The sequence below is a fragment of the Pseudophaeobacter sp. EL27 genome, assembly GCF_900313025.1.
Lineage (GTDB): Bacteria > Pseudomonadota > Alphaproteobacteria > Rhodobacterales > Rhodobacteraceae > Pseudophaeobacter.
The window spans coordinates 413,198-437,058 of record NZ_OMPQ01000015.1 but is presented as its reverse complement, the minus strand read 5'-3'; the positions used below and the strand labels follow the sequence as shown (position 1 = coordinate 437,058).

At 56.3% G+C, this 23,861-nt stretch carries 24 protein-coding genes; 12 read left to right on the top strand and 12 right to left on the bottom strand.

Going from position 1 to position 23,861, the window contains the following annotated elements:
• Nucleotides 1-62 precede the first annotated feature (62 nt).
• Nucleotides 63-1,166: a glycine cleavage T C-terminal barrel domain-containing protein gene (locus ED661_RS20560; protein WP_122076660.1), complete on the bottom strand. Its 1,104-nt coding sequence runs from the start codon at nt 1,164-1,166 to the stop codon at nt 63-65.
• A gap of 35 nt (nt 1,167-1,201) precedes the next feature.
• Nucleotides 1,202-1,687: a MarR family winged helix-turn-helix transcriptional regulator gene (locus tag ED661_RS20555; RefSeq protein ID WP_122076657.1), complete on the bottom strand. Its 486-nt coding sequence runs from the start codon at nt 1,685-1,687 to the stop codon at nt 1,202-1,204.
• 93 nt (nt 1,688-1,780) lie between these two features.
• Here ED661_RS20555 and panB point away from each other — a divergent pair, with 93 nt between their 5' ends.
• Together panB and ED661_RS20545 are read left to right on the top strand one after the other, a co-directional pair.
• The gene (gene panB / locus ED661_RS20550) at nt 1,781-2,641 is read left to right on the top strand and encodes a 3-methyl-2-oxobutanoate hydroxymethyltransferase (protein ID WP_216822474.1); all 861 of its coding nucleotides are present in this window, start codon (nt 1,781-1,783) and stop codon (nt 2,639-2,641) included.
• Complete coding sequence (locus ED661_RS20545; RefSeq protein WP_122076652.1) at nt 2,638-3,723, top strand: aromatic ring-hydroxylating dioxygenase subunit alpha; 1,086 nt, start codon at nt 2,638-2,640, stop codon at nt 3,721-3,723. The genes panB and ED661_RS20545 overlap by 4 nt, the downstream gene beginning before the upstream one ends.
• Nucleotide 3,724: 1 nt before the next feature.
• On the opposite strand, the gene ED661_RS20540 is transcribed toward ED661_RS20545, so the two are convergent.
• The gene (locus tag ED661_RS20540; protein WP_122076649.1) at nt 3,725-4,735 is read right to left on the bottom strand and encodes a LysR family transcriptional regulator; all 1,011 of its coding nucleotides are present in this window, start codon (nt 4,733-4,735) and stop codon (nt 3,725-3,727) included.
• On the opposite strand from ED661_RS20540, the gene ED661_RS20535 reads away from it, so the two are divergent.
• From ED661_RS20535 to ED661_RS20525, 3 genes are all read left to right on the top strand, one after another.
• On the top strand, nt 4,713-5,006 hold the full coding sequence (locus ED661_RS20535) for a DUF2218 domain-containing protein (protein ID WP_122077111.1): 294 nt from the start codon (nt 4,713-4,715) through the stop codon (nt 5,004-5,006). The two genes, ED661_RS20540 and ED661_RS20535, sit on opposite strands and share 23 nt — an antisense overlap.
• 61 nt (nt 5,007-5,067) lie before the next feature.
• Nucleotides 5,068-5,538, top strand: a complete 471-nt coding sequence (locus ED661_RS20530; protein WP_122076647.1) for an ester cyclase — start codon at nt 5,068-5,070, stop codon at nt 5,536-5,538.
• Between the two features lie 75 nt (nt 5,539-5,613).
• A complete protein-coding gene (locus ED661_RS20525) occupies nt 5,614-6,465 on the top strand; it encodes an NAD(P)H-binding protein (protein ID WP_122076644.1) in 852 nt (283 codons plus the stop codon).
• A 26-nt stretch (nt 6,466-6,491) separates the two neighbouring features.
• Here ED661_RS20525 and ED661_RS20520 read toward each other — a convergent pair whose 3' ends face one another.
• Nucleotides 6,492-7,421, bottom strand: a complete 930-nt coding sequence (locus ED661_RS20520) for a LysR family transcriptional regulator (RefSeq protein ID WP_162930208.1) — start codon at nt 7,419-7,421, stop codon at nt 6,492-6,494.
• Nucleotides 7,422-7,539: 118 nt separating this feature from the next.
• Here ED661_RS20520 and ED661_RS20515 point away from each other — a divergent pair, with 118 nt between their 5' ends.
• Genes ED661_RS20515 through ED661_RS20495 form a run of 5 tightly spaced genes read left to right on the top strand, consistent with a single transcriptional unit; the run spans nt 7,540 to nt 13,371 of the window.
• A complete protein-coding gene (locus tag ED661_RS20515) occupies nt 7,540-8,481 on the top strand; it encodes a tripartite tricarboxylate transporter substrate-binding protein (protein ID WP_122076639.1) in 942 nt (313 codons plus the stop codon).
• A gap of 26 nt (nt 8,482-8,507) precedes the next feature.
• Nucleotides 8,508-9,068, top strand: a complete 561-nt coding sequence (locus tag ED661_RS20510) for a hypothetical protein (protein WP_122076636.1) — start codon at nt 8,508-8,510, stop codon at nt 9,066-9,068.
• Nucleotides 9,068-10,648, top strand: a complete 1,581-nt coding sequence (locus ED661_RS20505; protein WP_162930207.1) for a tripartite tricarboxylate transporter permease — start codon at nt 9,068-9,070, stop codon at nt 10,646-10,648. Before ED661_RS20510 ends, ED661_RS20505 begins: the two co-directional genes overlap by 1 nt.
• A 37-nt stretch (nt 10,649-10,685) precedes the next feature.
• Nucleotides 10,686-12,212, top strand: coding sequence for a sulfatase-like hydrolase/transferase (locus ED661_RS20500; RefSeq protein WP_122076631.1), 1,527 nt, complete (start codon nt 10,686-10,688; stop codon nt 12,210-12,212).
• A 13-nt stretch (nt 12,213-12,225) separates the two neighbouring features.
• Nucleotides 12,226-13,371, top strand: a complete 1,146-nt coding sequence (locus tag ED661_RS20495; protein WP_122076628.1) for an alpha-hydroxy acid oxidase — start codon at nt 12,226-12,228, stop codon at nt 13,369-13,371.
• 174 nt (nt 13,372-13,545) lie between these two features.
• Here ED661_RS20495 and ED661_RS20485 read toward each other — a convergent pair whose 3' ends face one another.
• The 7 genes from ED661_RS20485 to ED661_RS20455 all read right to left on the bottom strand — a co-directional run bounded on the left by ED661_RS20485 (nt 13,546) and on the right by ED661_RS20455 (nt 20,984).
• Nucleotides 13,546-14,496, bottom strand: a complete 951-nt coding sequence (locus ED661_RS20485) for a formylglycine-generating enzyme family protein (RefSeq protein ID WP_122076623.1) — start codon at nt 14,494-14,496, stop codon at nt 13,546-13,548.
• An 8-nt stretch (nt 14,497-14,504) separates the two neighbouring features.
• Nucleotides 14,505-15,587, bottom strand: a complete 1,083-nt coding sequence (locus ED661_RS20480) for an AbrB family transcriptional regulator (protein WP_162930206.1) — start codon at nt 15,585-15,587, stop codon at nt 14,505-14,507.
• Between the two features lie 604 nt (nt 15,588-16,191).
• Complete coding sequence (locus ED661_RS20475) at nt 16,192-17,169, bottom strand: zinc-dependent alcohol dehydrogenase family protein (RefSeq protein WP_122076617.1); 978 nt, start codon at nt 17,167-17,169, stop codon at nt 16,192-16,194.
• Nucleotides 17,170-17,364: 195 nt separating this feature from the next.
• Nucleotides 17,365-18,273 (bottom strand): 2OG-Fe(II) oxygenase, encoded by a 909-nt coding sequence (locus ED661_RS20470; protein ID WP_122076615.1) that lies wholly within the window; start codon nt 18,271-18,273, stop codon nt 17,365-17,367.
• A gap of 153 nt (nt 18,274-18,426) precedes the next feature.
• A complete protein-coding gene (locus ED661_RS20465) occupies nt 18,427-19,272 on the bottom strand; it encodes an enoyl-CoA hydratase/isomerase family protein (protein WP_122077109.1) in 846 nt (281 codons plus the stop codon).
• 101 nt (nt 19,273-19,373) lie between these two features.
• Nucleotides 19,374-20,162, bottom strand: coding sequence for an SDR family NAD(P)-dependent oxidoreductase (locus ED661_RS20460; protein ID WP_122076612.1), 789 nt, complete (start codon nt 20,160-20,162; stop codon nt 19,374-19,376).
• Between the two features lie 36 nt (nt 20,163-20,198).
• A complete protein-coding gene (locus ED661_RS20455) occupies nt 20,199-20,984 on the bottom strand; it encodes a CmcJ/NvfI family oxidoreductase (protein WP_122076609.1) in 786 nt (261 codons plus the stop codon).
• A 98-nt stretch (nt 20,985-21,082) separates the two neighbouring features.
• Between ED661_RS20455 and ED661_RS20450 the strand changes: the two genes are divergently transcribed.
• Nucleotides 21,083-22,006: a LysR family transcriptional regulator gene (locus ED661_RS20450; RefSeq protein WP_122076606.1), complete on the top strand. Its 924-nt coding sequence runs from the start codon at nt 21,083-21,085 to the stop codon at nt 22,004-22,006.
• 43 nt (nt 22,007-22,049) lie between these two features.
• On the opposite strand, the gene ED661_RS20445 is transcribed toward ED661_RS20450, so the two are convergent.
• Complete coding sequence (locus tag ED661_RS20445) at nt 22,050-22,949, bottom strand: LysR family transcriptional regulator (RefSeq protein ID WP_122076603.1); 900 nt, start codon at nt 22,947-22,949, stop codon at nt 22,050-22,052.
• A gap of 115 nt (nt 22,950-23,064) precedes the next feature.
• Between ED661_RS20445 and ED661_RS20440 the strand changes: the two genes are divergently transcribed.
• Nucleotides 23,065-23,859: an ABC transporter ATP-binding protein gene (locus tag ED661_RS20440; RefSeq protein ID WP_122076600.1), complete on the top strand. Its 795-nt coding sequence runs from the start codon at nt 23,065-23,067 to the stop codon at nt 23,857-23,859.
• Nucleotides 23,860-23,861 lie beyond the last annotated feature (2 nt).

The following is a 23,861-nucleotide window of genomic DNA, read 5'->3' as shown; positions in this document are numbered from 1 at the left end:
TTGAAATGCAGCCCTGGGCAGGTGCCTCTCGGGCAGCATCGGGTATATCGCTGGCTCCGAGCCTAGAAGAACGGCAGGGCGCAGACCGTTGCAGCTTCTGGCGTGTTGTTTCGCTGCACGGTAACCCTGTCGCCGAGCTCGACATCGTTTGAAACAAGGACAAACCCAATCACCGTCTGCAGGCGCGGAGACCAACCGCCGTTGGTCATTTGCCCCACCAATTGCCCGTCCTTAAAGACATCATACCAGATGGCATGACCAGGCTGTGGCTCTTGGTGATCAAGGACGATACCCAACTGGTGGCGCTGCACGCCTTGTTCCTTGATCTGGCGCAGGGCTGGAATGCCAACCACCGAGGTGTCGAGGTCTAGGTCCACGTATTTCCCAAGTCGGACTTCAAAAGGATTGGTGGCATCATCGGTATCACCGCCATAGGACAATAGTCCGCTTTCAATCCGCTCGACAGGGTTTGGGTTGCCAGGCCCAATGCCATGCGACTGACCTGCTTCGCGGATGATGTTCCACAGGTCACTGCCACGACCGCCATCCATCAGATAGAGCTCAAACCCACCCTGTTTAGAATAGCCTGATCGCTGGATTTTCAGAGGGATGCCATTGATTTCGGCATCTGCAAACCAGAAATATTTCAGATCGCGCACCCAATCCCCAAAGACATGGGCCACGACATCTTCGGCTTTTGGGCCTTGGACTGCCATAGGGGAGACATCTGGCTCTTCGATTGACACCATTAACCCACGTTCTGCGGCAATGGCGCGGGCCCACATCCTGATGTTGTTATCACCGATCGAGAGCCAGAAATGATCCTCGGCCAGTTTCAGCACCACGGGGTCGTTGATCAATGTGCCGCGATGATCGCACATCGGGGTGTATTTCCCTTGGCCCACCACGCAGTTCGACAGGTCCCGCACCGAAAGGATCTGGACCAGGGTGGCTGCATCAGGGCCTTTGATTTCGACCTGCCGCTGAACCGAGACATCCCATTGGGCCACACCGTTCATCAACCGATCATACTCTGCCTGCGGGTTCCCGTAGGATACCGGCATCAGCATGTTGTTATAGGGGGAAAAGGCGGTCACACCTTCGGCGAGTGTTGCCTCGTAAAATGGAGAGACGCGGAGACGAGTATTGGGGCCGATTTCTGCCATGGTGTGTTTCTCTTTTGCAATGCGGGGGCCCGCGGTCAGGTGTCCAATGTGGCGGCGTGTAACGCGGCCTTCTTCAAAATCGTAGCCAGGGTTTTGCGCTCCTCAGCGCTGAGCCCACCAAGAACTCTCTCTTGCCTGTCCGCCAGATAGGCCGAGATTTTGGTATGCATCTTCCGACCCTCCGGTGTGATCTGTAACAGCGCCTGACGCCCATCGCCCGGATCTGACACCCGGCTCAAAAAACCCTCTGCCAACATCCTGTGTACGGCTCGGCTGATTGTGTTTCTGGGGCGTCGCGAAATCTTGGCCACATCTTGTGCGGTGAGACGGTCAAAATGCGACAGGCTCACCAGCAGGATGTACTCCGCACGCACCAGCCCAAAGTCCCGTTTGATATCGGCATAGGCGGGAAAGACGATTGCATTGGCGAGGTAGGTAATACGGTAGGCCTCAGGGTATTCGATGCTGTCAAAGATCTGCGTCAGATCAGGTGCCGCCTCTGCGGGCTTCTCTTTTGCCATGATCCCTCCCCAAAGATTCTCATTGCTATTGGATCCAGTTGTAACGCATGTTGTTCCAAATGGAACAACTAAATTCAGCTGGAGGCGAGTGAAGTGAGCAAAGAAAAACTCACCATTCCCGATCTTGCAGCCAAGAAGGCAGCAGGTGAGCGCCTTGTCATGGTTGCCGTCGGAGAAGTCTTGACCGCGACCTGGGCTGAACGTGCAGGCGTGGATATTGTTGGGGTCGGCGACAGCCTGGGCATGACCCTGCATGGACATGACAACACCCTGGCGATGACGGTTGATCAGATGATCATCCACACCCAGGCGGTGCGCCGTGGGGCCCCCAATACGTTGTGCTTGGTTTCGATGCCCTATGGCTCCTACGCGACTCCTGAAATGGCGGTGGTGAATGGGGTTCGTATGATGAAGGAAAGCGGCGCAGATGCGGTGAAGCTGCAGTTGGGCCGCGAAGGCGCGCATATCATCAAAGCCCTGGCAGATGCGGGGGTTCCGGTGATGAGCCATGTTGGCCTGCTGCCGCATCGCGTGCATCTTTTGGGTGGCTTCAAGATGCAGGGGCGCACCGCCGAAGCCGCCCTGGAGATCGTTGAAAATGCGCGTGCCATTGCAGCGGCGGGGGCTATTGGGCTGGAGATCGAGGCCATGCCTTATGAGGTCGCTAAGGCGGTGGATGAGGCCGTATCGATTTTCACCTTCTCGATTGGGGCCGGATCGGCTGGCACCTGCCAATTGCTCAATGGTTACGACCTGCTTGGCGCCTTTGACAGCTTCAAGCCAAAGTTCGCCAAACGCTATGCAAACATGGCCGAGATCGCGACCAAAGCCTTTGCTGATTACGCCGAAGATGTGCGCAGCGGGCAGTTCCCAGATGAGGACCACAGCTACAAAATGAAGCCCGAGGAAATCGAACGGTTCTCCGCGCTTCTGGCCAGGAAGGATACGCAATGACGGATCAGACACCCAAGCCAAACGGGCAACGCATTCCAAACGGCATGTTGGAAGACAACTACCCCCGCAATATGTGGTGGGTTGCCGCCCACCGGGATGAGGTCACAACCAAGCCTCTGGCACGCTGGCTGCTGGAGGTTCCGGTGGTGCTATACCGGCTGGCGGATGGCACACCGGCGGCGCTGTATGATCGCTGCCCGCATCGCTGGGCGCCGCTATCTGAGGGCCATGTAGAACGAGACAGGCTGATTTGTCCCTACCACGGGATGGAGTTTGATACCGGCGGGCAATGTGTCAAAGCCCCCACCCAAACCATGATGCCGAAGACGGCACAAATCCCCTCGTTTACGGTGCGTGAGGCGGGGGCCTTTATCTGGATCTGGATGGGCGATCAGGAGGCTATCGACTGTGATCCGCCTGAGGTGGGTTATCAGATTGATCCGAATTGGAGCGTGGTGAACGGCTATTATGAGGTTGCCGCCAACTGGGTTCTGATCCGTGAAAACGTGCTTGACCTGACCCATATCGCCTTCCTGCACAAGAATACTTTTAAGCAGGACGACTGGATCACCGCGCCTGATACCTACATGGAAGGCGAGACCGTCTGCTATGAACAGGAATTCGATCTGGCACCACTCTCACCGCTGTTCTGCGCTGGCATGGGCCTGCCCGAGGATAAGCCCATCAAGCGGGTACAGAAGGGGCGCATGCCCTCCTTGGCGATTTCTTTTTCGGATTGGAACGTGTATGATCCGGCGCCGGAGGCAGGGCGTCGCAGCGATTTCATCATGCGCGGCTGTCATATTGTGACGCCCTCTACGCGCGGCCATACGCATTACTTTTGGGCTGCGGCTTTTGACGTGCCTGAAATAAGCGAGGATGTTGCCGTCAAAACCAAGGCCAGCGTTACTGCGGCCTTTGATGAAGACAAGAACCTGCTGGAAAAGCTGCAGGCCAGTGTCGCGGCGGATCCGCGTGGGCTCGATTTTCTCGAAGTCACGCTGGGGGCAGATGGAGCCGGTATCAAGGTGCGTCAGATCCTGAACAAGAAGCTGGCAGCCGAAGGGCGTTCGCTGCGCTAGATCAGAGGGTCAACTCGGTGCGGTGTTCAAGGAAATGGTCAAGCAGACGCCGCGTGAGCGCCTTTTGCGGGCCGATGTCCGGCCAGATCGCATAGACCCCCAGTTCGGGCAGGTTCCAGTCCGGCAATACGTGGAAGAGCCTGCCGTCCGCGATCTCATTCGTGATCTCACTTAAAGGCAGGTGCCAAAGGCCAAGCCCGGCCAGTACCGCTGCCTTGGCGGCATTCACCGTGTTGACCTCTACGCGCATATTGCTGGGGTCAACAACGACAGTGTCCCCCGCGCGCGCCAAGGTCATTCGAGGTGGGATCTGTGTGACGGCGATGAAGTCCTTATCTGCGAGATCTTGCGGGCTCTCAATCTTGCTCTGCTCTGCTAGGTAGCTAGGGGATGCCACCAAGAGCCGTTTGAAATCTGCAATGCGCCTGCTTTTGAGATTGCTGTTGCGCAGCGTTCCCAGTCGGATCGCCAAATCATACCCTTCTTTCACCAGATCAGTTGGTGTGTCACTGCAGTGCAAAGAGAGGGACACCATTGGGTGCAGGCTGGCGAATTCCCAAAGCACTTGATGCATCGCACTTTGCTCTCCAAAAGCGGGCATGGCGACGCGCAGCGTGCCAACTGGTTCCTCAGTGTCAGTGTGAAGTGCATCCAACGCTTCTTCACCCGCAGTGACCATGCGGCGGGCTGGATCAAGGGCCAAAATCCCCTCTGGAGTAAGCGACATTGAACGGGTTGAGCGGAAGAACAGCGTTACCCCTTGACGGTCTTCCAGCCGCGAAAGATGGTGGCTGATGACCGAAGTGGACAGCTTCAACCGACGCCCAGCAGCGCTGAGGCTGCCAGTATCGGCAATTGCGACGAAGACGGCGAGGCTGCGATAGTCGTCAATCATCTTTCTACTTTCTGTAACAATGATTTCTGAACCTAGGGGGTAATTGAAAAGCCTCTTTCTGTCTAATTCTAGTGCCAGCAGAAAGGAGACCGTTTTGTTCGAAAGCACCGCCATCATCGAAACAGAGCGCGCGAGCAACTATTTGCAGCAGCTTTGCAAACACTTTGGACACAAGGTGCCAGTGCATTTTGACCCGCAATCCGGCCAAATCGAGCTGCCCTTTGGACGGTGCGAATTGGCGGCAGAAGGGGACAGGCTGAACCTGACTGTAAAAGCCACAAGCCAACCCGAGCTCACCAAGGCCCGCGATGTGATTGCCAGCCATCTGGAACGGTTTGCATTCCGAGAAAACCCAAATGTCGTCTGGCAAGCCGCCACAGCTGAATAGCGGCAGGACAGTTTGGCAAAGCGCTTTCACTATTGCCCTGAACTTAAAACTGGAAGATACAATGACACTCAAAAGCATCCTCACCTCCGCCGCGCTGGCGGTATTTGCAACCGGCGCTTTTGCCGATAACGCCTCTACAGTCCGTTCGTTCTATGACCTGTTGAGTAATCCTGGCGCCCAAGAAGAGGTTGAGGCCTTTCAGGCAGCGACCGCACCGGATTGGGTCAGCCTGGGGGACTACTCTGGCGCCACAAAATCGCGCGAGGCCTTTCTTGGCCAGGTTGGCGGCTTTGGAAAACTCATTCCCGATCTGGACTGGGCCATTCAGGACATCCACCAGGATGGTGACACAGTCATCGTGCGCAGCCGCGCAACTGGCACCCCAGTCGCACCGCTTTTTGGGGTCGACGGTCAGGGGCGCAGTTTTGATATCTTGACCATCGATATTCACGAGTTTGAGGATGGCGTTATCGCTCAGACCTATCACGTTGAGGATTGGGCCGGGGCCCTGCGTCAGCTTTCGGGCAAATAATCCTCCACACGCGTTCGCCGGTGCCACCTGGCATCGGCGTCTCTATCGCCGAACTCAATTCAAGGAGATGGATCTATGACAATTGCAGTAACAGCCGTATCCGGCCAATTGGGTGGCGAGATTGCTCGCAAATTGATATTGGCGGACACAGGGGAGACCATTGTCGGTCTCGCAAGGACCCCCGCCAAAGGGCAGGATCTTGGCATCGAGGTGCGGGCAGGGGACTACTGTGATCCGGCACAGATTCTGACCGCTTTGCAGGGGGTCGACACTCTGCTGTTGGTGTCCGGAATGGATGCCCCGGACCTGCGCATTCAGCAGCACCGGAATGTTATTGAAGCTGCCAAATCCGCGGGGGTTCAAAAGATCGTCTACACCAGTATCCAGGGTGTAGAGGAGGGCACGGCTTTTTCCGCGGTTGTGCAAAGCAATCGCCAAACCGAGGCCGACATCCGCAACAGCGGGCTCGACTTTGTGATCGGTCGCAACGGGATCTATATCGAACCGGATGTGGACTATATCGAGAGCTACAAGGCGCGCGGCGAAATTGCCAATAGCGCAGGCACCGGCAGGTGTGGCTACACCACCCGCTCCGAACTGGCCCATGCCTATGCGCAGCTTCTCACCCATGAGGCGCAGAATGGGCAAACCCTTAACCTATATGGTGAGCCAATATCGCAAACTCAACTGGTCTCCTTTTTGAATGAGACCTTCGGAACCGCTCTCAGCTACCGCGAGATGACCCCAGAGGCGTTTATCGCAGACCGGTCGGCTGAACTTGGTGACTTCATCGGGCCGATCATCGGCGGGATTTATGAGGGAATACGCCTTGGCATCTACGAAGCCCCTAGCGATTTTGAGGCAGCGGCAGGTCGCAAGCACCAAAGCTGGGAGGCGTATTTTGCCGCTCTCGCTCTGGCCGGTTAGAAGGTTGGATAAGCCGTTTGAAAGCCTCAGACCTGGATCAGTTTTCCAGAGAGTTTGCCGCCTGAAATCAGTGATTGGATTTCCATGATCAGCGTGTCGTGGACAACCTTGGTTGCAGCCGACATCGGCCGCTTCGGCATCCAGCACAGGGAGTGCACCCGTGTGACGCTGGGGTCAACAACCAGCTGAGCGCCAATGCGGCCGGCGGCAATTCGGTCCAGCCAATAGGTCACAGGCACGATGCTGGCCGCCAGACCCTGTTCAACAATTGCACCAAGAACATTGATACTGCTGGTTTCATATTTGACATTCAGTGACACACCGATGCCGCGGGCTGCGTCCTCGAGGCGGCGGCGCAGGTCATGGTTGTGAAAGGGCAAGACCAAAGGCTGGGCTGCGGCCTCTGCGAGTGACATAGGTTTTGTACGTCCGTGCGGCGTTGTCCGGCTGACAAAAAAGAAACTTTCCTCAAACAGAGGGTGCGTCTGGGCCTGCGGCAGATCAGTCGCAGCGTTGGAGGTAACGGCGAGCTCGGCCTCCTGGTTTAACAGGGCCTGGCCAGCCTGTTCTGAGGAGTGGTCGGCAATATGCAGGGTAATTCCAGGGTAGTGCTGCTCCATGCGCGGATAGAGCTCGACAGCCAGAACAGGGGCAAGCGAGGCGATAACTGCAACATTGACGGTACCGGTGATATTGTCGTCTTGCCGCAGGATCGAGGTTTTGATTGCCTCAATACGGCGGATCAACTCGGTGGCTTCCGACCTCAATCTCTCTCCGGGTTTGGTCAGGGTAACCCCGCGCGAATGGCGCTCAAACAGTTCGACCTGTAGCTCATGTTCCAACTGCAGGATCTGTTTGCTGAGCGCTGGCTGCGCGATGCCCAGTTCATGGGCGGCAGCCGACATAGATCCATGTCGGCAAATAGCCAGGAACTGATACAACTGCCTTGGGCGCATTTCAGGCTCTCCAATAACCATTAGGTTATGGCTAGCATATGCAAGTAATATTTCCGGGTCTATATTTCTTCTCGTAAGCTGAGGTCAGTTCAACCTTGTTGAGCGAAAGGGAGGAAACATGAAAACGCTATTGAGCGCTGCTGCCGCAGCGATACTATCCGTGTCTGCAGCCTATGCGGACTGGGCTCCATCGGGCCCGATCAAGCTCCAGATTGGTTTTAAGGCCGGCGGTGGTGCTGACACCATGGCGCGCCTGATCGCTGAAGATATCCAGGCCGAATATGGCTGGACCCTGCTGCCTGAGAATGTCACCGGCGCTGGTGGTGGCGTGATGGCACGTTCGGTGAAAGACTCCGCAGCTGATGGGCTGACCATCGGCGTTGGTATTACCGATACATTTGCTTACGGCGTCCTGGCGGCGCGTGATCCTGGTTATGCAACCAGTGATTTTGAATACCTCAGCACCCTGGCAGGCACCCAGATGGGCATCGTCGCCAAATCTGATCGCGGCTGGAAAACCATGTCTGACGTGATTGCAGCAGCAAAGGCCGGGGAGGAAATCTCCTTTGGCGCGATGACCCCCCGATTGGCTGATGGTGCCTATTACATCGGCAAGATGAACGGCGTCGAATTCAACATCGTTTCCAGCTACAAAGGCGGCAAAGCGGTTCTGAATGCGGTCAATGCATCAGACGTGGACATCGGCTGGGTGGCCGGCCCGCAAAAATCAGGGGTTGCCGCCGGTGATCTGCTCAACCTGGCCAATGGTGAAGACAAGCCGCTTATGGTCTCTCCTGACGCGCAGCCTTTGGCCGACATCGGTGTCGACTTCTTCTTTGGTGCAACCTTCGTGGCCATTGCCCCGGCGGGTCTGCCGGATGACGCGAGACTGGCGCTGTCCGATGCCATTTCAACCGTGGTTCAGAAGGATGGCACCAAATCCAATGCCTTCATTTCAAAGGCTTTGACCATCAAGGTCATGACCGGAGAAGAGGCACGCAGCTATGTCGAAGGCGAATTGGCGGATGCCGAAGCCTTGCTGAACGCGACTGCCGAATGATCACCTGAAAACACGAGGGGGGAGCAATGGATCATCCAGGTAAATTACGTGAAATCGTGCTTGGCCTCGCCGCAATAGGCTCTGCCCTCGTCGCCCTAGGGGTTTGGATACCTGCAGATATTGACACCGGTGTTGTCGATGTCTGGCGCCGGACCATCCGCATCGGGGATGCCATGTTGCCGAGTTTTGCCGCCGCAGGAATGCTGCTGGCTGGTTTGGTAATGCTGGTGCGGGCCATTGTCCTTGTGCCCAATGGCCTCCACCGCGTGATCTCCCCCGTTTTTTTGGTAACGAGTTGCCTTGTTATGGCACTGGGGCTGACCCTTATGCAGGTGAGTGGACCCTTGATTGTTTGGCTCTGGTTTTTCGGCGAGACCCCTTATCGCCTGCTGCTGGACACCGCACCCTGGAAATACATTGGTTTTGTCATCGGAGGCAGCTTTATGATTTTCTGTTTTACTGCCCTGACAAGCCACAGGTTCAGCTGGAAGTTTGTCCTTCTGGCTCTGGTTTCAACAGTGCTGATCGCGCTGATCTATGATCTGCCTTTTGACAACCTTCTTCTGCCCCCCAACGGTGACATCTGATGGGCGTGCTAGAGTATATCCTGGCAGGCGTCATGGAGGCCCTCTTTGGCAATCCGGCCATCGTTCTAGGCCCGATTGTTCTGTCCTGGCCGATCCTACTGGTGGCCCTGGGCTTCTTTATCGGGGTCTTGATTGGTGCCACACCGGGTTTATCCGGCCCCTTTGCCATGGCACTGGCGCTGCCGATCCTGATTTCGATCTTTGGCTTCACACCAGATGCACTGCTGCCGGTGCTTGGCTTTCTGGTCGGAGTGATGAAGGGGGCAACGGTTGGCGGTGCCGTGCCTGCCATCCTGTTCAATACGCCGGGCACCCCTGATGCCTTTATGACCACCTTGGATGGTCATCCGATGGCCAAAAACGGCCAGGGCGGCAAGGCCCTGCGGGTTGCGCATTTTGCCTCCGTCAGTGGCGATACGTTTTCTGACATCGTGCTCTTTGTCTGCGCGCCGTTTCTGGCGATTTCGATCGAGGCCTTTCTTGGCCTGCCGGAGAAATCCGCGCTGATGATCCTCTCGCTGTCCTTTGTCGCCGTGGTCGTCGGGAACGATACCTTCAAGGGCATTTTAGCCGCCTGTTTTGGTCTCCTGGTAGCTTCGATCGCCACGGGCACCGACTCTTATCCGCGTCTGTCGATGGGCAGCGATGTGCTTGCTTCTGGCCTGCCAACAATTGCGGTTGTGATCGGCGTCCTGGTGGTTGGCGAGATCTTTGTCAGCTTTGAAGACATGTGGCGTTCTGCCCGCGAAAAGCAGAAAGCCCCGCCCAAAATCGCACCGGGGGATACCTCGCTCAGCATGGGTGAGCGACGTAAACTGCTGCCCTTTATCGGTGTCTCCATGAGCATTGGCACGGTCATTGGCGCGCTGCCAGGGATCGGCACGACGCTGGCCGCAGCCCTTGGCTATACGGCTGGGCGCAAGATGTACCAAGGGGAGACTGATTTTGGCAAAGGTGCGCCCGAAGGTATCGCTGCGACCGAAGCTGCGAACTCGGCGGTGTCGGGCGCCAATCTGATCCCGGCGCTCAGCCTCGGTATTCCGGGCAATGTAGCGGCCGTATTCATCATTTTGGCGGCTGACACTATCGGCGGCTTCAATCCCGGCCCATCGGTGTTCCGTTTTTCCGCGGATGAGGTCAATCCCGAGCTGGTGGTGGCCTTTGCGCTGTTCACCCTGATGGTGGCGGCCAATCTGTTGAACTGGACAACGGGGGCCTGGTTCATGCGCCTTTTGGGCGGGCTGATCCATGTGCCCAAACAGATCCTGTTGCCGATTGTTCTGCTGCTGACGCTGACCTCGGTCTATGTGCAGGGCAGCAATATGAGCGACGTCTATGTGCTGCTGTTCTTTGGCGCACTTGGGTACCTCATGCGGTCCACCGATATACCGATCCTACCCTTTGTCATCGCCTATATCCTGGCTGGTCCGCTGGAAACAACTATCCGTAGCGCATTCGAGGCCACGGGCAGCGATCCCTGGTTCCTGTTCCGCAGCCCGATTTCCGTGGTCTTCCTGATCCTGGCCACCGCCATCATCTCCGGCGCGGGCTGGCTGCGCGGTGGCCCCAAACTGAAATAACCGAACGGGGCAACTGCCCCTGTCAACGGAGACAAAAATGACTGATGCAGCTTCCAAACCCAATATTCTGTTCATCACCTCGGACCAGCAGCGCGGCGATTGCTATGGGTTTCGTGGGCGTAATGTCTACACCCCGCATCTGGATATGCTGGCCAGCGAGGGCACCAGTCTGGAAACCGTGGTCACGCCCTGCGTGGTCTGCCAGCCCGCACGGGCCTCGATCCTGACCGGGCTGCTGCCGCGTACTCACGGGGTGCATGACAATGGCATCGATCTGGACCCTGAGATCGGCGAAAAGGGCTTTGCCGCATCCCTGTCGGCAGCGGGCTATCATACCGCCAAAATCGGCAAGGCACATTTTGCCACCTACCATGTGTTTGAGGACCACGACACGGTGGAATCCATTCCCGGTTCGGCCAGGGTGCCAGAAGGCTGGCGCGGCCCCTACATGGGGTTTGACCATGCCGAGCTGGTCCATATCGGCCACAACTGGTGGCTGCCTGAAAAGCCCCCGCATGGGTTGGCCTATGAGGAATGGTACTATGGCGATGGGCGCGGGGAGCAGAAAAACAAACTGCTGTGGGAAAGCCACAAGGACCACAACGGGGCACCGCAGGTCTGGACCTCAAAGCTGCCGGTGGCCTGGCATAACTCGACCTGGATCGCTGACCGGGCGATTGATTTCCTGAAACAGGATCATGACAAGCCCTTCTGCATGTGGGTCTCATTTCCCGATCCGCATCATCCCTTTGACTGCCCCGAACCCTGGGCCTCGCTTCATAAGCCTGAAGACGTCGATCTGCCGGAGCATCGCACCCGTGACTTTGAGGGCCGCCCCTGGTGGCATCAGGCTGCGGTGGAAACCAAGATCGAAGGTAAGGGAGCGGAGATCCGGACCAGCTACTCGCGCTTCCCTGAGGTCTCGGATGAGCATCTGCGCGAGATCATTGCCAATACCTATGGGCAGCTCTCGCTGATTGACCATTCGGTTGGACGTATCATTGCCGAGCTCGAAGCCCAGGGCCTCGCGGAGAACACTTATATTGTCTACACGGCCGACCATGGCGATTGGTTGGGGGATCACGGCCTGGTGCTAAAGGGGCCGATGCCCTTTGAAGGCCTTCTGAACGTACGTGCCATTGTCAAAGGCCCGGATGTTCCGGTGGGCAAGGTCAGCCACGAGCCGCTCTCGACGCTGGATCTGGGGGCCACCTTTATGGATTGGGCCGATGCCGACAGCCTGATGGAGATCCACGGGCGCTCCATGCGCGACGTTATCAGTGGCGACGGCACCCGCGAGGGCGCGCTCAGCGAATGGGAGCTGCTGCCTGGACGAGTTGGTGTGGGTCTGTCCCTGCGCACAGTCCGGAGCAAAACCGCCAAACTGACGGTGGATCTGAAGTCCGGTGCCGGGGAAATGTACGATCTGGAAAACGATCCGGATGAGCTGACCAATGTGTTTGATGACCCGGAATATGCCGCATTGAAATCTGATCTGACCCTGATCCTGATGACACGCCCAGATGACATGCGTCCCAATCAGACGCCTGTTGGCATGGCATAGGGAGAGCTCAGCAATGCCACCCATCACCTGCGTTGAAGACTTCCGCCAGCTGTACAAACGCCGCGTTCCGAAGATGTTTTATGACTATGCGGAAAGCGGCTCTTACACCGAGACGACCTTTCGCCGGAACGAGGCCGATTTTCAGAACCTGAACATCCGCCAAAGGGTCGGCAGGGATATCACGGATATCGACACCTCGGCCCTTTTGGCGGGGGAGACCGCCAACCTGCCCGTGGCCTTTGCACCGGTTGGCATGCTGGGAATTCAGAATGCCGGGGGCGAGATCAAGGTGGCCAAAGCTGCGCGCGATTTTGGCGTACCCTTCATTCTGTCCACCATGTCGATCTGCTCGATTGAACAGGTGGCCGAGGCCACGGGGCAGCCCTTTTGGTTTCAGCTCTATGTGGTCAAGGATAGGGATTTTGTCCGGGATCTGATTCATCGCGCCAAGGCTGCAGGGTGTTCCAAGCTGGTGGTCACCATGGATCTTTCCATGTTGGGGCAACGCCACAAGGATGTGAAAAACCAGCTGTCGATCCGGCCCAACCTGAAAAACATGCTCAATATCGCGACCAAACCCCGTTGGGCGATGGAAATGGCCACCACGCCCTACAAGAGCTTTGGCAATGTCATCGGCCATGCCAAAGGCATTGATGACCTCAGCAGCCTGCTGACCTGGGCGGTGGAGATGGTGGACCCCTCGTTGGACTGGGCAGATGTCGAATGGATCCGCAGGGAATGGGATGGCCCCATCATCCTGAAGGGCATCATGGACGCTGAAGACGCCAAGATTGCCGCGGGCATGGGGATTGAAACCATCGTTGTCTCCAATCATGGCGGTCGCCAATTGGACGGGGCAGGCAGCTCTATTTCCTGGCTGCCAAGGATCGCGGACGCCGTGGGGGATGACATGGAATTGATGCTGGATTCCGGGGTGCGCACCGGAATGGACATTTTCCGGGCCCGCGCGCAGGGTGCTTCTGGCGTTCTTTTGGGACGTGCAATGGTTTATGCGCTGGGCGCTATGGGGCAGCCGGGAATTTCGCATCTGCTTGAAATTCTGCAAAAAGAGCTGCGTACCACCATGGGACTCGCGGGGAAAAACAACCTTGCTTCAATCGGCAGGAGTGATGTCTATTCTTCCGGGTCTGACGCTTGAACAAGAGCCCCTCAACCTGCTGGTCATCCTGTCTGACCAACATCAGGTGCAGGCAATGTCCTGTGAAAATCATGCTGTTGTGCAGACACCCAATCTTGATGCATTTGCGGCGACTCGATTGGCAAGCAGCGTTATCGCCAGTCTCAGGACAGCAAAGCGTTTAGCGCAAGGCAGTCACGTAGGCCAAACTACGCGAAACCCCTGATGTGTTGTCGCGCTATCCGGCGAGGTGCCGGACCGCGCGGCGATCCTGTAGCGGTAGCAATAGGACTTATGGCACAGGAAGGACCCGCCCTTGCTCAGCTTATAGCCCTTCATCCCGGCAAGACGCAGGCGCACATGTTTCTTGAGTGACTTGATCCGGTAGGCTTCGGCCGTCCATTCCCAGACATTGCCCACCAGATTGTACAATCCATAGCCATTGGGTTCATAGAACTGTGCCGGAGCCGTAGCTGCAAAGCCATCTTTGGCGGTATTCACTTTGGGGAACTGGCCCTGCCAGATGTTACAGGGCTGGAAATCCGTATCATTGGGTTCTTGATCACCCCAGGGGTATCTGACATCGCCCTTGCCGCCGCGGGCTGCATGTTCCCATTCTGCCTCGGTTGGAAGGCGCCCGCCCACCCATTCCGCATAGGCCCGTGCGTCATTCCAGGACACCTGCACCACCGGATGGTCCGGATGCCAGTGTTCGGCCATGGTGCCGGGCCCGTTGATGTCACGCCAGTTGGCTCCGTCAACGCGGCGCCACCATTCAACATCGACCACGCCTTGAGTTGCTCCCAGGGTTTCAGGAACCTGGGCCCAAAACACAAAGGACCAGCCAAATCGTTCGGCTTCGGTGACATAGCCAGTTGCCTCGACAAAGGCTTTGAATTGGGCATTGGTCACGCTGGTCGCCCCCATTCGAAAGGGTTTGATCCGCGTCTTGCGCAATGGGTCTTCGCCATCATCGGGGATTTGGGGGGCGGCTGTCCCTAGCAGCGAAGCACCGCCGGGTATAAGCACAGCATCCGGCGCCGGGCGAAGCTTTGGTTTGCCAGCAAAAACAGGTGTTGGATTGCTGTCTGAGGTGCCGTCCCTTTGGGGAATACAGCAGCTTTTGGGATGTGGTGATTCAGCCATGAGGCACCTTAAGATCCGGGATTGCCCTTGCCAAGGCGTTCAGCCCTCGCAGTCACTATGCCGGCTATTGTCACAGTAAAGATGATGCGAAACAGATGGTGTGTGGTGACCAAAACGGGCGCCACGCCGAGACTAAGCGCAACCAGGCTCATCTCGGTCACGCCCCCTGGGGCAAAGCTGATAAGCAGTGCCGTGAAAGACATCGGCACCACACCTGCGAGCAAATAGGCAAACCCAGAGGCCATGATCAAGGTCGTGGCAACGGACAAAAAGCCCAGTGCAAAGGCCGACAAAAGATGGCGCAGCGTGGAACGGGCAAAGTTAACACCGAGGCCCGCGCCAACGATGAGTTGCGCCAAATTCAACAAGGCGCTGGGGCCCTGAATATCAACGGCCATGACCGCATGAAGAAGCGCTGTCAGCAGCAAAGGCCCCATGAGATGGCTGGCCGGTAACTTTAGCCGTGCACCGAGCCAAATCCCAACCGGGGCAAATACTGCGCAGAAAAGCCAGTCAGTCCAATCCGACGGAGAACTTTCCAGTGTCTGGCCTGCCGCGCTCCCTACCGTTTCACCAGAAAAGATCTGAAACAGGGTTGGCACAAACATGATGACCAACACGATCCGCACAAAATGCTGAATACTCATGGTCTCCACATCACCGCCGGCTTTTTCACCAAGAGTGACAGCTTCGATCAATCCACCGGGCATGGCAGCATATTTGGCAGTCACCCTGTCATAGCCGCCGATGTGATGAAAAATGCCAAAGTTTAGTATTTGCGCCGCGCAAACAAACAGCATCATAGCGCAAAGAGTAATGGCCAGGATTGGCGCGGTCTTAAGTGCTTCTGGGCTAAATGTAGTCCCGATCATGATGCCGATGATGGCTATAAAGACGTGACGCAGTTGAACCGGAAACCACAGTTTTTCTCCGCTGCGCGAATAGGTCGTCAGAGAGACGATCGCCGAAGCGGACATGCTGCCGAGGAGATATGGGATCGGCAGGCCTAGCCACTGCGCGGCCATGGCGCCAATCACTCCTGCGCCAAGGATCAGCGCCAGTTGCAGGTATTGTGCAGTTTTATTTTGCATAAACTTGGAGCCGAAGGTGAAGAACGGCTTACGAAGAGCCATGACAGTCAGGGAGGAAGGCAAAGGCGGCGGTTGGGATGGAACCTGTTTCAAAAAACGTGACGGGTCTCAATGAGATAGGTGCTGGTAATCTTATCAGTTTGTCTTTCTTTGAAGGCAAAACATGTCACCCCTTGGATCAACGAACGGCCGTGTAGTGACGGCCAGATTTACGCCGCCACCTATCGTAAGATGCTAGTGAATGGCTGGCAGTTAGTCCAACTGAATAATGATCTCTAGCCTGGGTGCTTCCAGCGCAGCTGCAAAGACCATCGGCGCCCTGATGCTTTGTCGATTGAACCCAGATCATCTAAATGCCCGTACCGAGATCGACCAAATGATCAAGTGGACGCAGATCGAACACACGCTTCGTTTTGGACGAAGGTCTGCTTTTGCGGGGAGGAGATTTTTTGCGAAGTGGGTTGGTTTCGGTTCAGGCTCACTTTCCTGAAAGCGTCTCAAATCGAACCATGATCTTCCGTCTGTGTTGATTGAACCTAAGACCGCATGAGCGGCTGCCTTTGCGCTTTAGCTTGGCAGCCGCTCATGCGGAATTCTGATCTTATCAGACCTCAACCACCACCTTGCCGATGGCCTTGCCGCTTGTCAGGCGATCATAGGCCCCACCGACATTGTCGAGACCGAATACCTCACCATCCAGCAAGGGCTTTAGTGCGCCTGCGTCCACAATTTCTGCCAGCTGCGCCAAAATCTCTCCATGCTTTTCACGGCCTTTGTTGGCAAGCATTGGCAACAGCATGAAAACGATGTGCAGCGACAGTCCTTTAAAATGTGCAGGTGACAGGTCAATTTCCAGCAGCGCGACTGTTGAGGCGATATTGGCGTTGAGCGCTGCGGCCTCGAAGGAATTGGTCATATTGGCGCCGCCAACGGTATCAAAGACCAGATCAAAACCTGCACCGTCGGTGTATTCCGCGACATAATCGGCGATCTTTTCGGCAGCAAAATCAATTGGCGTCGCGCCATATCCCTGGATCACATCCATCTGGGTTTCGCCTGTGCCAGTGGCATAGACCTCTGCACCAAAGTGTTTGGCCAATTGCACAGCTAGGTGGCCCACACCACCAGCGCCACCCTGCACCAGAACCTTTTGGCCAGCCGTGATGCCTGCACGTTCCAGTCCCTCAAAGGCGGTGATGCCAACCAGGGGCATGGCGGCGGCCTCGCGCATCGAGATGGATTTGGGTTTGTGAGCGATCAAGCGCGCATCGGCGAGCATGAATTCAGCCAAGGCGCCCTGTAGATCAGCCAGCCCACCGGCGCAGCCGTAGACCTCGTCACCAACGGCAAAGGCGCTCACGCCTTCGCCAACGGCCTCAACGACCCCTGCGAAATCCATGCCCAATACCGCAGGCAAAGCCGGGGAGAGCGGCAGGTCACTGCCCATTGCGCGGATCATTGTGTCAACTGTGTTCACGCTGCTGGCTGCAATGCGGACCACAACATGGCCGGAGATCGGCTCTGGTTTGGGTAGGTCGGCAGCTTCGAATTTTGCGGTTTCACCGTAAGCGGTGAGGGTCATGGCTTTAATTGTGCACATCCTAAAGAGTAAGTGATGTGCAGGAGATATAGTATTCTGTATTGTAGTAAATTGACCGGAATATAAGTTCAGTTTTCCGATTTTGCATATAATTAGATACAGTGTCCCGGACGGCAAAACGAGGGCCACCAGTTTTGGCGACCCTCGTAAACTTTCATAGATGGCGCGTGGCGGACCTTAGAATGGGGCAAACCCGTCGTCGGGTGTTGTCGGCACACTCCAGCGCTGCCTCGCATCAAGCTCTGTCTGAGCCCCACCAAAACGGGGCACCTCACCTTGATCTCCATAGAGCCAGAGCACCAGGTTTGATCGCTCGCCCTTTGTGATCGGCATGGATTCATGGGGCACGCTGCCATGATGAATCAACGCGGTCCCAGGGGCAAAGCTCAGCTCCGCCACCTGCCGGGTTTCCCGGTCAAAGAACCGCACACCGGATCCGGAGAATTCCTCTCCGGGCAGGTTCAAGTTCAGGTTCAGCGTGACAGAGGAGGCGTCAGTATGGGCCCGCAAGGAGGTATCCGCATCCGCCTGCCATTGGATTGAAAACCCAAAGGTCTGAGTGTCAAAGCCAACAATATCAGGGAACAGCAGCCGCGAAATTGGCCGCATGTAACTCTCCATGAGGTCGCGGTAGAAGCTCTGAAAACCCGGAGCAGCAAGGTAGCCGGGTGAGCGGCGGTCCAGCATCGCGCCCCCGCGATTCAGCGAAATCCCGTAGGGCGGGCGCAGGGGGATATCCGCAGCGGCGGCGCTTTCAAGATATTCGCGCAAACTCGCGAGCCGTGCGGGATCAAAGAACTGCGCCTCATAGACGCCGGGAAAGACCTCTTCCCACAGATCTTTGACCGCAATTTCTGTGCTTGGATCCTGCCAGGCCTGCTCGACGGCCGCACGCAGTTTAGGGGCGTAAAGGCTGCTGTCCAAAACGGGTTTCAGCGCATCTCCGCCCTCCCATTCCTTCCAGGCACCCTCAAACAGGTCTTTGTTTTGGGTCCAAAACTGTTGGACTGTCGGCGTGCGGTGAAGCATCTCTTCACGCGTGGGCCGTTTCAGCGACCGCGCGTGTTGAAGTGAAGTATGTCTCATCTCTTGTCACTCCTCGTGACTGAAGCGCTGCCTGTGGGCACTGCGCCTTTCGCTAAAAGAAACCGGACCCATAGGGCTGGTTTAAGGTTTGGAGGTAGGTGACCCATTGGGCACTCCAAGTTTCACCTGGGATGCCCTGACGGCCAGGGGCTGCTATTGGATGTCTTGGACATCCATGACCAGGTTGTTCCAATTGCGCTGGTTTTCGATGTCATGCTCCAGCCCTTGCTCATCCGCGATGGTAAAGCGTTTCACGGCAGGTGTTTTGCTGGTTGCTTGATACAGCCAATAGGCCTCGGCCTTCAGGGCGTCCTCAATCGGTTTGTCGATCGATTCATAGACCATCTGCTTGCAGGCATTGATCGAGTCCGCCGGGAACCTGGCAATGCGGTTGGCAAGCGTGTTGACGTAATCATCAATCTCATCCGCCTCAAAAGCCTTGTTGATGGTCCCCATCGCTTCGGCCTCATCAGCGCTAAAATCCCTTGCGCTTAGGATGATCTCCAGCGCACGCCCCAGGCCAGTTTGACGCGCCATGCGGGAGGCACCGCCACCACAGGGCAGAATGCCCATGCCAACTTCCATCTGCATGAATTTGTATTTGCCCCGCACGGCAAAGCGCATATCGAGCGCCAGCGCCAACTCGTGCCCGCCGCCGCGCGCAAAGCCTTCCAGCTTGGCAATCGTGGCCTGGGGCACTCTGCTGATGCGCTCGCAGACCGATTGCAGATCAAGCAGCTGCGCCTCTTCACGCGACACGGCTTCGGTGGACATGTCCTTCAGAAGTTCAGTGTCATAGTGGCAAACCCAGATTTCCGGGTTGGCCGATTGGAAGATGACCACCTTTGTGTCGCGGTCGCGTTCCAACCGCATGGCAAGGCTGTTGAGATCGGCCAGCATTTCCTGGCCCTGCACATTCACAGTCCCAAAATCAAAGGTGACAGTGGCAATTGCGTTTTCGACTTTGACGTCAAATGTGGTGAAATTTTCATATTTCATTGGTTTGCCTTTCTTGGCCCCGCGCAGAATTATCTGGCGGATTGCTTTGGTTCTGATGGGGGAGCGGGGCAAAGGCCCGGTTTCAGCCGAGCCGATGCTGTTTAGGCCTGTGGGGTCAGCGCATCCTGGATGGCCTGCATCACATCGGCGCTATGCGCCGCATCCAGCGCAGCAGAATGTGGCTGGGCAAACTGCCCGCTGTCGTTGTCGAAATACTTGCCGCTGGCATCTGCAAAAGAATCCCCGAGTGCGGCTTCGCGCAGAATATTTACGCCGATGCTCAGATCATTGCCGGCGATGCCAAAGCCCTCTTTAACCATTTTTGACGCCAGCAAAGAGCCTGGGTTCACGGCGACAATCACTGGGCCTTCGGGCAGTTCTTTTGCCATCTCGCGGGACCAGATTGTGAGGGCCAGTTTGCTTTGGGCATAGGCGCCCATATCGTCCAGCATTTTACGCCCAAGCAGCGCCTCCCGATCAACCGGGGCCTGGGCAGCTGAGGACAGGTTCACGACACGACCGTCTTTTGCGAGGATCGGTAGCAGGTCGCACGTCAGCGCATAGGGGGCAAAGGTATTGACCTCAAACCTGATATCATAGCCCTCTTTGGTCACCGGGTTTGGCGCCTTCAGTATTCCCGCGTTATTGATAACCACATCGATCTGACTGTGGTTTTTGCGGAGGGCCGCAGCCAATGCATCTACGTCAGCCCGCTTCGACAGGTCCGCTATGTATTGCTCTGTGGTTCCGCCGACAGTTTTTGCCGCCGCCTCCAGTTTGGCCGCGTTGCGACCATGTAGGAGTACTCTGTGTCCTTCCGCCGCAAGGGCTTGCGCGGTCAAAAGGCCGATGCCATCGGTAGCACCCGTGATGAGAATTGTCTTGGTCATTGCATGATCTTTCTCTTGTTGATCCCAGTTTGGGAGTTAGGCCGCGTAACGAACCAAAGTTCGGCTCTCAATGCTGCGCCGGACGGTCTGGACCTTTGGGTCCTCGACCATGTCCAAGGCGCTGTGGGCCACTGAAGGCAGGCCACGATTGTCAAAGATATTGAAGAATGCCACCTCATCAGGTGTCATTTTGGACATATAGAACCAATCATGTTCAGGGTTTGCTGCAACCCCCATGATCTGGCCCCTGCGATCCGGATAGATCAGATCAAGCAGGATCCAATCGTCATCGGCGACACTGGTCGGGCGGATAAACCCCAGCGGAGCCGAGTTGATCGCCGCGCCAATAGGCCGCCAGGTGTTGATAAAGGCAAAGTGCCCCTTGGACCATTCGGCGGCTTTGTCTTCGCCCAGAATGTCGATCAGGCGCTGTTGGGCGCCATCCGCGCTGTAATCGCTGTGCACATTGCGGGCTGGTGCGCGAACTGCATTTGGGTCATCCACGCGCAGAGTATGGTCAAAAATTATGATCTCCTGCGCACCAATTTCAGCCCTCAGCAGCTTGGAGAGTTCCTTACCGTAGGTGTCTTGCCAATCACTTCCAGCGTCAAAGCACTGCACATTGGTGGGGAGTGTTGCGAAGCCAACGGAATGCTCCTGAAACGATAGACTCGCATCAAAGCTACGCACATCCCGCACCGCCATCTGCTTTGGTGCGAGCTCGGGTGAAACAAGGTTGCCGACAATCCCACCAGCATCCAACTCAAAGGATTGCCGTTCTGGTTTGTGGACATGATAGTTTACGGTCGCGATCTGGGCCATTGGTTGCTCCTGTTCTCGTCTCGCAAACAGATTTATCACTTTCGCATACTATATAAAGAAGGTTGATTTGATTTCACTATTCCGAAAAAGTAAATGATATGGACACTCAAACCCTGCGCCTTTTTGTACTTGCCTGCGAAACGCTGAACATCAGCGCTGCGGGTCGTACGCTGGGCATGGCACCTGCGGTCGCCAGCACACGTATCGCAAAACTGGAGCGTCTTGTCGGCGCGGACCTGCTGCATCGTTCAACCCGTAAGGTTTCGTTGTCCTTGGAGGGGCAGGATTTTCTGCCCTATGCGCGTGAGATGATCGCCCAGGAGGAAGCCGCGCTTGCGGCTTTGGGTAAGGGCCGGACAAAGGTCAGCGGGACATTGCGTTTTGCAGCCCCGAGTACCTTTGCGCAGCTCTACCTCGCGCCGCTTTTGCCTATTTTTATGGACAAGTACCCAGATCTTCGGCTCGACCTGCACCTATCCGACACCCAATTCGATCTGATCGAGGGCAGCTACGACCTTGCACTACGCAACTCGGTTCTTGCGGATAGCAGCCTCACCGCGCGTAAACTGGCTGATGATACCCGTATCCTCTGTGCGTCGCCTGCCTATCTTGAACGTTTTGGCACCCCGGTTGACCCAGAAGATTTGGCGAAACACAGATTGCTTGCCTTCAGAGAACTTGAGCCAAGGACGCTCGTTTCAACTGCTGGTACGCAAGCCCTGTTTGCCCCCAAGCGCGCCGCCCAATATCTGATCTTAAACGATGGGCTGACCCAGAAACTTACGACGCTCGATGGGGCCGGGATCTCGATCAATTCGGTTTGGGCGGTGCAGGATGAGATAGAGAGCGGAACGCTGTCCCATGTATTGCCGGACTACGAGTTGGCCAACAAACCGGCCTTGTGGCTGATCTACCCCAAGAGCAATGTTGTCTCGGCGAAAGTGCGTGTGTTCATGGATTTCCTTATAGACCACCTCGGCCGCGCGAATGTAGTGCGCAAAGCTCCCAGGTCCGAAATCTAAAGCGATGACGGGTTTCGCAGTTCAGAGCTTTGGCAGGCGTTTACTAGGACGTTTCTGTTTCCACAGATATCTTGTTCAATAGCCAACTCTTGAAAGTATCTGCTGCGGGTTTCCGGGATGACTTTCGGGGCGTCGCCAGGGAATACCAGACACATCTGATCTGACGGGTATCAAGCGGAACAAGCGCGCCCAGGCCAACCTCTTTTGCGCAAAGAATGTTATCAGCTAGAATGACGCCTTCGCCGTCCACGGCCGCATCAATGGCTAAGGAGAGGTCGGAATGGACGCGACCGTTTTTCCATTGTTCGTTTCCTGCCTCGTGGGTTGCATACCACTGGTGCCAAATCTCATGCCCATTGTCATGGATCAGGGGGACAGTATCCCAGTTCACCTGGCCATCCTTCGCAAGTAATTTATCCCGCATTTTCGGCGCACATGCCGGGTAGCCGTCAATCGGAAACAGCCGATGATGGTTGGCGCCAGATGTCGGCATTCGCGTTTCAAAGTGGAGGATCATATCCGCATGGCCTTCACCAAGTTGGGGAGGCTTCCATGCTGGGCGAAGATCAATGTCAATTTTGGGAAATTCGCTGGCAAATTCTGTGATGCGTTTTCGGAGCCAAAGAGAGGCCAAAGCAGGTTCTGCGCTGACGATCAGGGTTCCCTTCTGTGTGGTTCGCAGGAGCGAATTGCAGGCATCATTCAAAGTATGAAACCCGCCTGAGATCCGCGGCAGCAATGCGCGCCCATTCTCACTCAGCTCAATTCGATTGCCGTGGCGGATGAACAGATCCGTCCCAAACCAGAGTTCAAGGTTCTTCACATGCTGGCTTACTACGCTGTGGCTGACATTCAGCTCAACAGCGGCCTTGGCGATGCTCTGATGTCTGGCAGCGGCCTCGAAGGCGCGCAAGGCATTTAGATGGCGAAGCGAAGAGATCATGGGGGTAGCGTAGTAAAAACCGTCGCTCAGCGCCAGTTATTCCTGTTTTTCCAAACTCTTTTTGCCCGTTACCGTTTTAACAGACGAAGCGTTAGAAGGATGGATTGGAAACCCAATGGTCGCAATCGATGCAGATACCAATGTAGAGCTCTCTCTTCGGGTGGTTGATCTCCACAAATCTTATGGGGCGTTAGAAGTCCTGAAGGGCGTTTCTTTGGCGGCCCAAGAAGGCGATGTCATCTCGATGGTCGGATCTTCGGGGTCAGGTAAAAGCACCTTTCTACGCTGCATCAACCTGTTGGAAACGCCCAATTCTGGAATGATTTCTGTTCATGGTGAAGACATCAGAATGGCAACAAACCGCTTGGGATCCTTTCAACCCGTTGATGCCAAACAGGTTGAACGCATCCGTTCTCGCCTGGCGATGGTGTTCCAATCGTTCAATCTATGGTCGCACATGACCATTCTGGAAAATGTCATTGCCGGACCAATCCATGTGCTGAAACAGCCCCGCGCCGAGGCGATCGAAAAGGCCGAAGCCATGCTGCATCGTGTCGGCATGTACGAGCGTCGTGACTACTACCCGTCACATATTTCTGGCGGTCAGCAGCAACGCGCCGCAATTGCCCGCGCTCTGGCGATGGAGCCCGAAGTCATGCTGTTTGACGAGCCGACATCAGCGCTTGACCCCGAGCTTGTTGGGGAAGTCCTGAAGGTCATCCGCTCGCTGGCAGAAGAGGGCCGCACCATGGTTGTTGTGACCCACGAGATGGCCTTTGCCCGTGACGTCTCTTCCAAGGTGATCTTCCTGCATCAGGGATTGATCGCAGAGCAGGGGGACCCAAGACAGATTTTCCGCAATCCGGAATCGACACGGTTCAAGGAGTTCCTGTCGAATACCCGGCACTGACA

What these genes read in the sequence shown, in the direction of transcription:
- ED661_RS20560 (WP_122076660.1), bottom strand. Translation starts at nt 1,166, where the DNA reads ATGGCAGAAATCGGCCCCAATACTCGTCTCCGCGTCTCTCCATTTTAC.
- ED661_RS20555 (WP_122076657.1), bottom strand. Translation starts at nt 1,687, where the DNA reads ATGGCAAAAGAGAAGCCCGCAGAGGCGGCACCTGATCTGACGCAGATC.
- ED661_RS20545 (WP_122076652.1), top strand. Translation starts at nt 2,638, where the DNA reads ATGACGGATCAGACACCCAAGCCAAACGGGCAACGCATTCCAAACGGC.
- ED661_RS20540 (WP_122076649.1), bottom strand. Translation starts at nt 4,735, where the DNA reads ATGATGGCGGTGCTTTCGAACAAAACGGTCTCCTTTCTGCTGGCACTA.
- ED661_RS20530 (WP_122076647.1), top strand. Translation starts at nt 5,068, where the DNA reads ATGACACTCAAAAGCATCCTCACCTCCGCCGCGCTGGCGGTATTTGCA.
- ED661_RS20525 (WP_122076644.1), top strand. Translation starts at nt 5,614, where the DNA reads ATGACAATTGCAGTAACAGCCGTATCCGGCCAATTGGGTGGCGAGATT.
- ED661_RS20520 (WP_162930208.1), bottom strand. Translation starts at nt 7,421, where the DNA reads ATGCGCCCAAGGCAGTTGTATCAGTTCCTGGCTATTTGCCGACATGGA.
- ED661_RS20515 (WP_122076639.1), top strand. Translation starts at nt 7,540, where the DNA reads ATGAAAACGCTATTGAGCGCTGCTGCCGCAGCGATACTATCCGTGTCT.
- ED661_RS20510 (WP_122076636.1), top strand. Translation starts at nt 8,508, where the DNA reads ATGGATCATCCAGGTAAATTACGTGAAATCGTGCTTGGCCTCGCCGCA.
- ED661_RS20505 (WP_162930207.1), top strand. Translation starts at nt 9,068, where the DNA reads ATGGGCGTGCTAGAGTATATCCTGGCAGGCGTCATGGAGGCCCTCTTT.
- ED661_RS20500 (WP_122076631.1), top strand. Translation starts at nt 10,686, where the DNA reads ATGACTGATGCAGCTTCCAAACCCAATATTCTGTTCATCACCTCGGAC.
- ED661_RS20495 (WP_122076628.1), top strand. Translation starts at nt 12,226, where the DNA reads ATGCCACCCATCACCTGCGTTGAAGACTTCCGCCAGCTGTACAAACGC.
- ED661_RS20485 (WP_122076623.1), bottom strand. Translation starts at nt 14,496, where the DNA reads ATGGCTGAATCACCACATCCCAAAAGCTGCTGTATTCCCCAAAGGGAC.
- ED661_RS20480 (WP_162930206.1), bottom strand. Translation starts at nt 15,587, where the DNA reads ATGCAAAATAAAACTGCACAATACCTGCAACTGGCGCTGATCCTTGGC.
- ED661_RS20475 (WP_122076617.1), bottom strand. Translation starts at nt 17,169, where the DNA reads ATGACCCTCACCGCTTACGGTGAAACCGCAAAATTCGAAGCTGCCGAC.
- ED661_RS20470 (WP_122076615.1), bottom strand. Translation starts at nt 18,273, where the DNA reads ATGAGACATACTTCACTTCAACACGCGCGGTCGCTGAAACGGCCCACG.
- ED661_RS20465 (WP_122077109.1), bottom strand. Translation starts at nt 19,272, where the DNA reads ATGAAATATGAAAATTTCACCACATTTGACGTCAAAGTCGAAAACGCA.
- ED661_RS20460 (WP_122076612.1), bottom strand. Translation starts at nt 20,162, where the DNA reads ATGACCAAGACAATTCTCATCACGGGTGCTACCGATGGCATCGGCCTT.
- ED661_RS20455 (WP_122076609.1), bottom strand. Translation starts at nt 20,984, where the DNA reads ATGGCCCAGATCGCGACCGTAAACTATCATGTCCACAAACCAGAACGG.
- ED661_RS20450 (WP_122076606.1), top strand. Translation starts at nt 21,083, where the DNA reads ATGGACACTCAAACCCTGCGCCTTTTTGTACTTGCCTGCGAAACGCTG.
- ED661_RS20445 (WP_122076603.1), bottom strand. Translation starts at nt 22,949, where the DNA reads ATGATCTCTTCGCTTCGCCATCTAAATGCCTTGCGCGCCTTCGAGGCC.
- ED661_RS20440 (WP_122076600.1), top strand. Translation starts at nt 23,065, where the DNA reads ATGGTCGCAATCGATGCAGATACCAATGTAGAGCTCTCTCTTCGGGTG.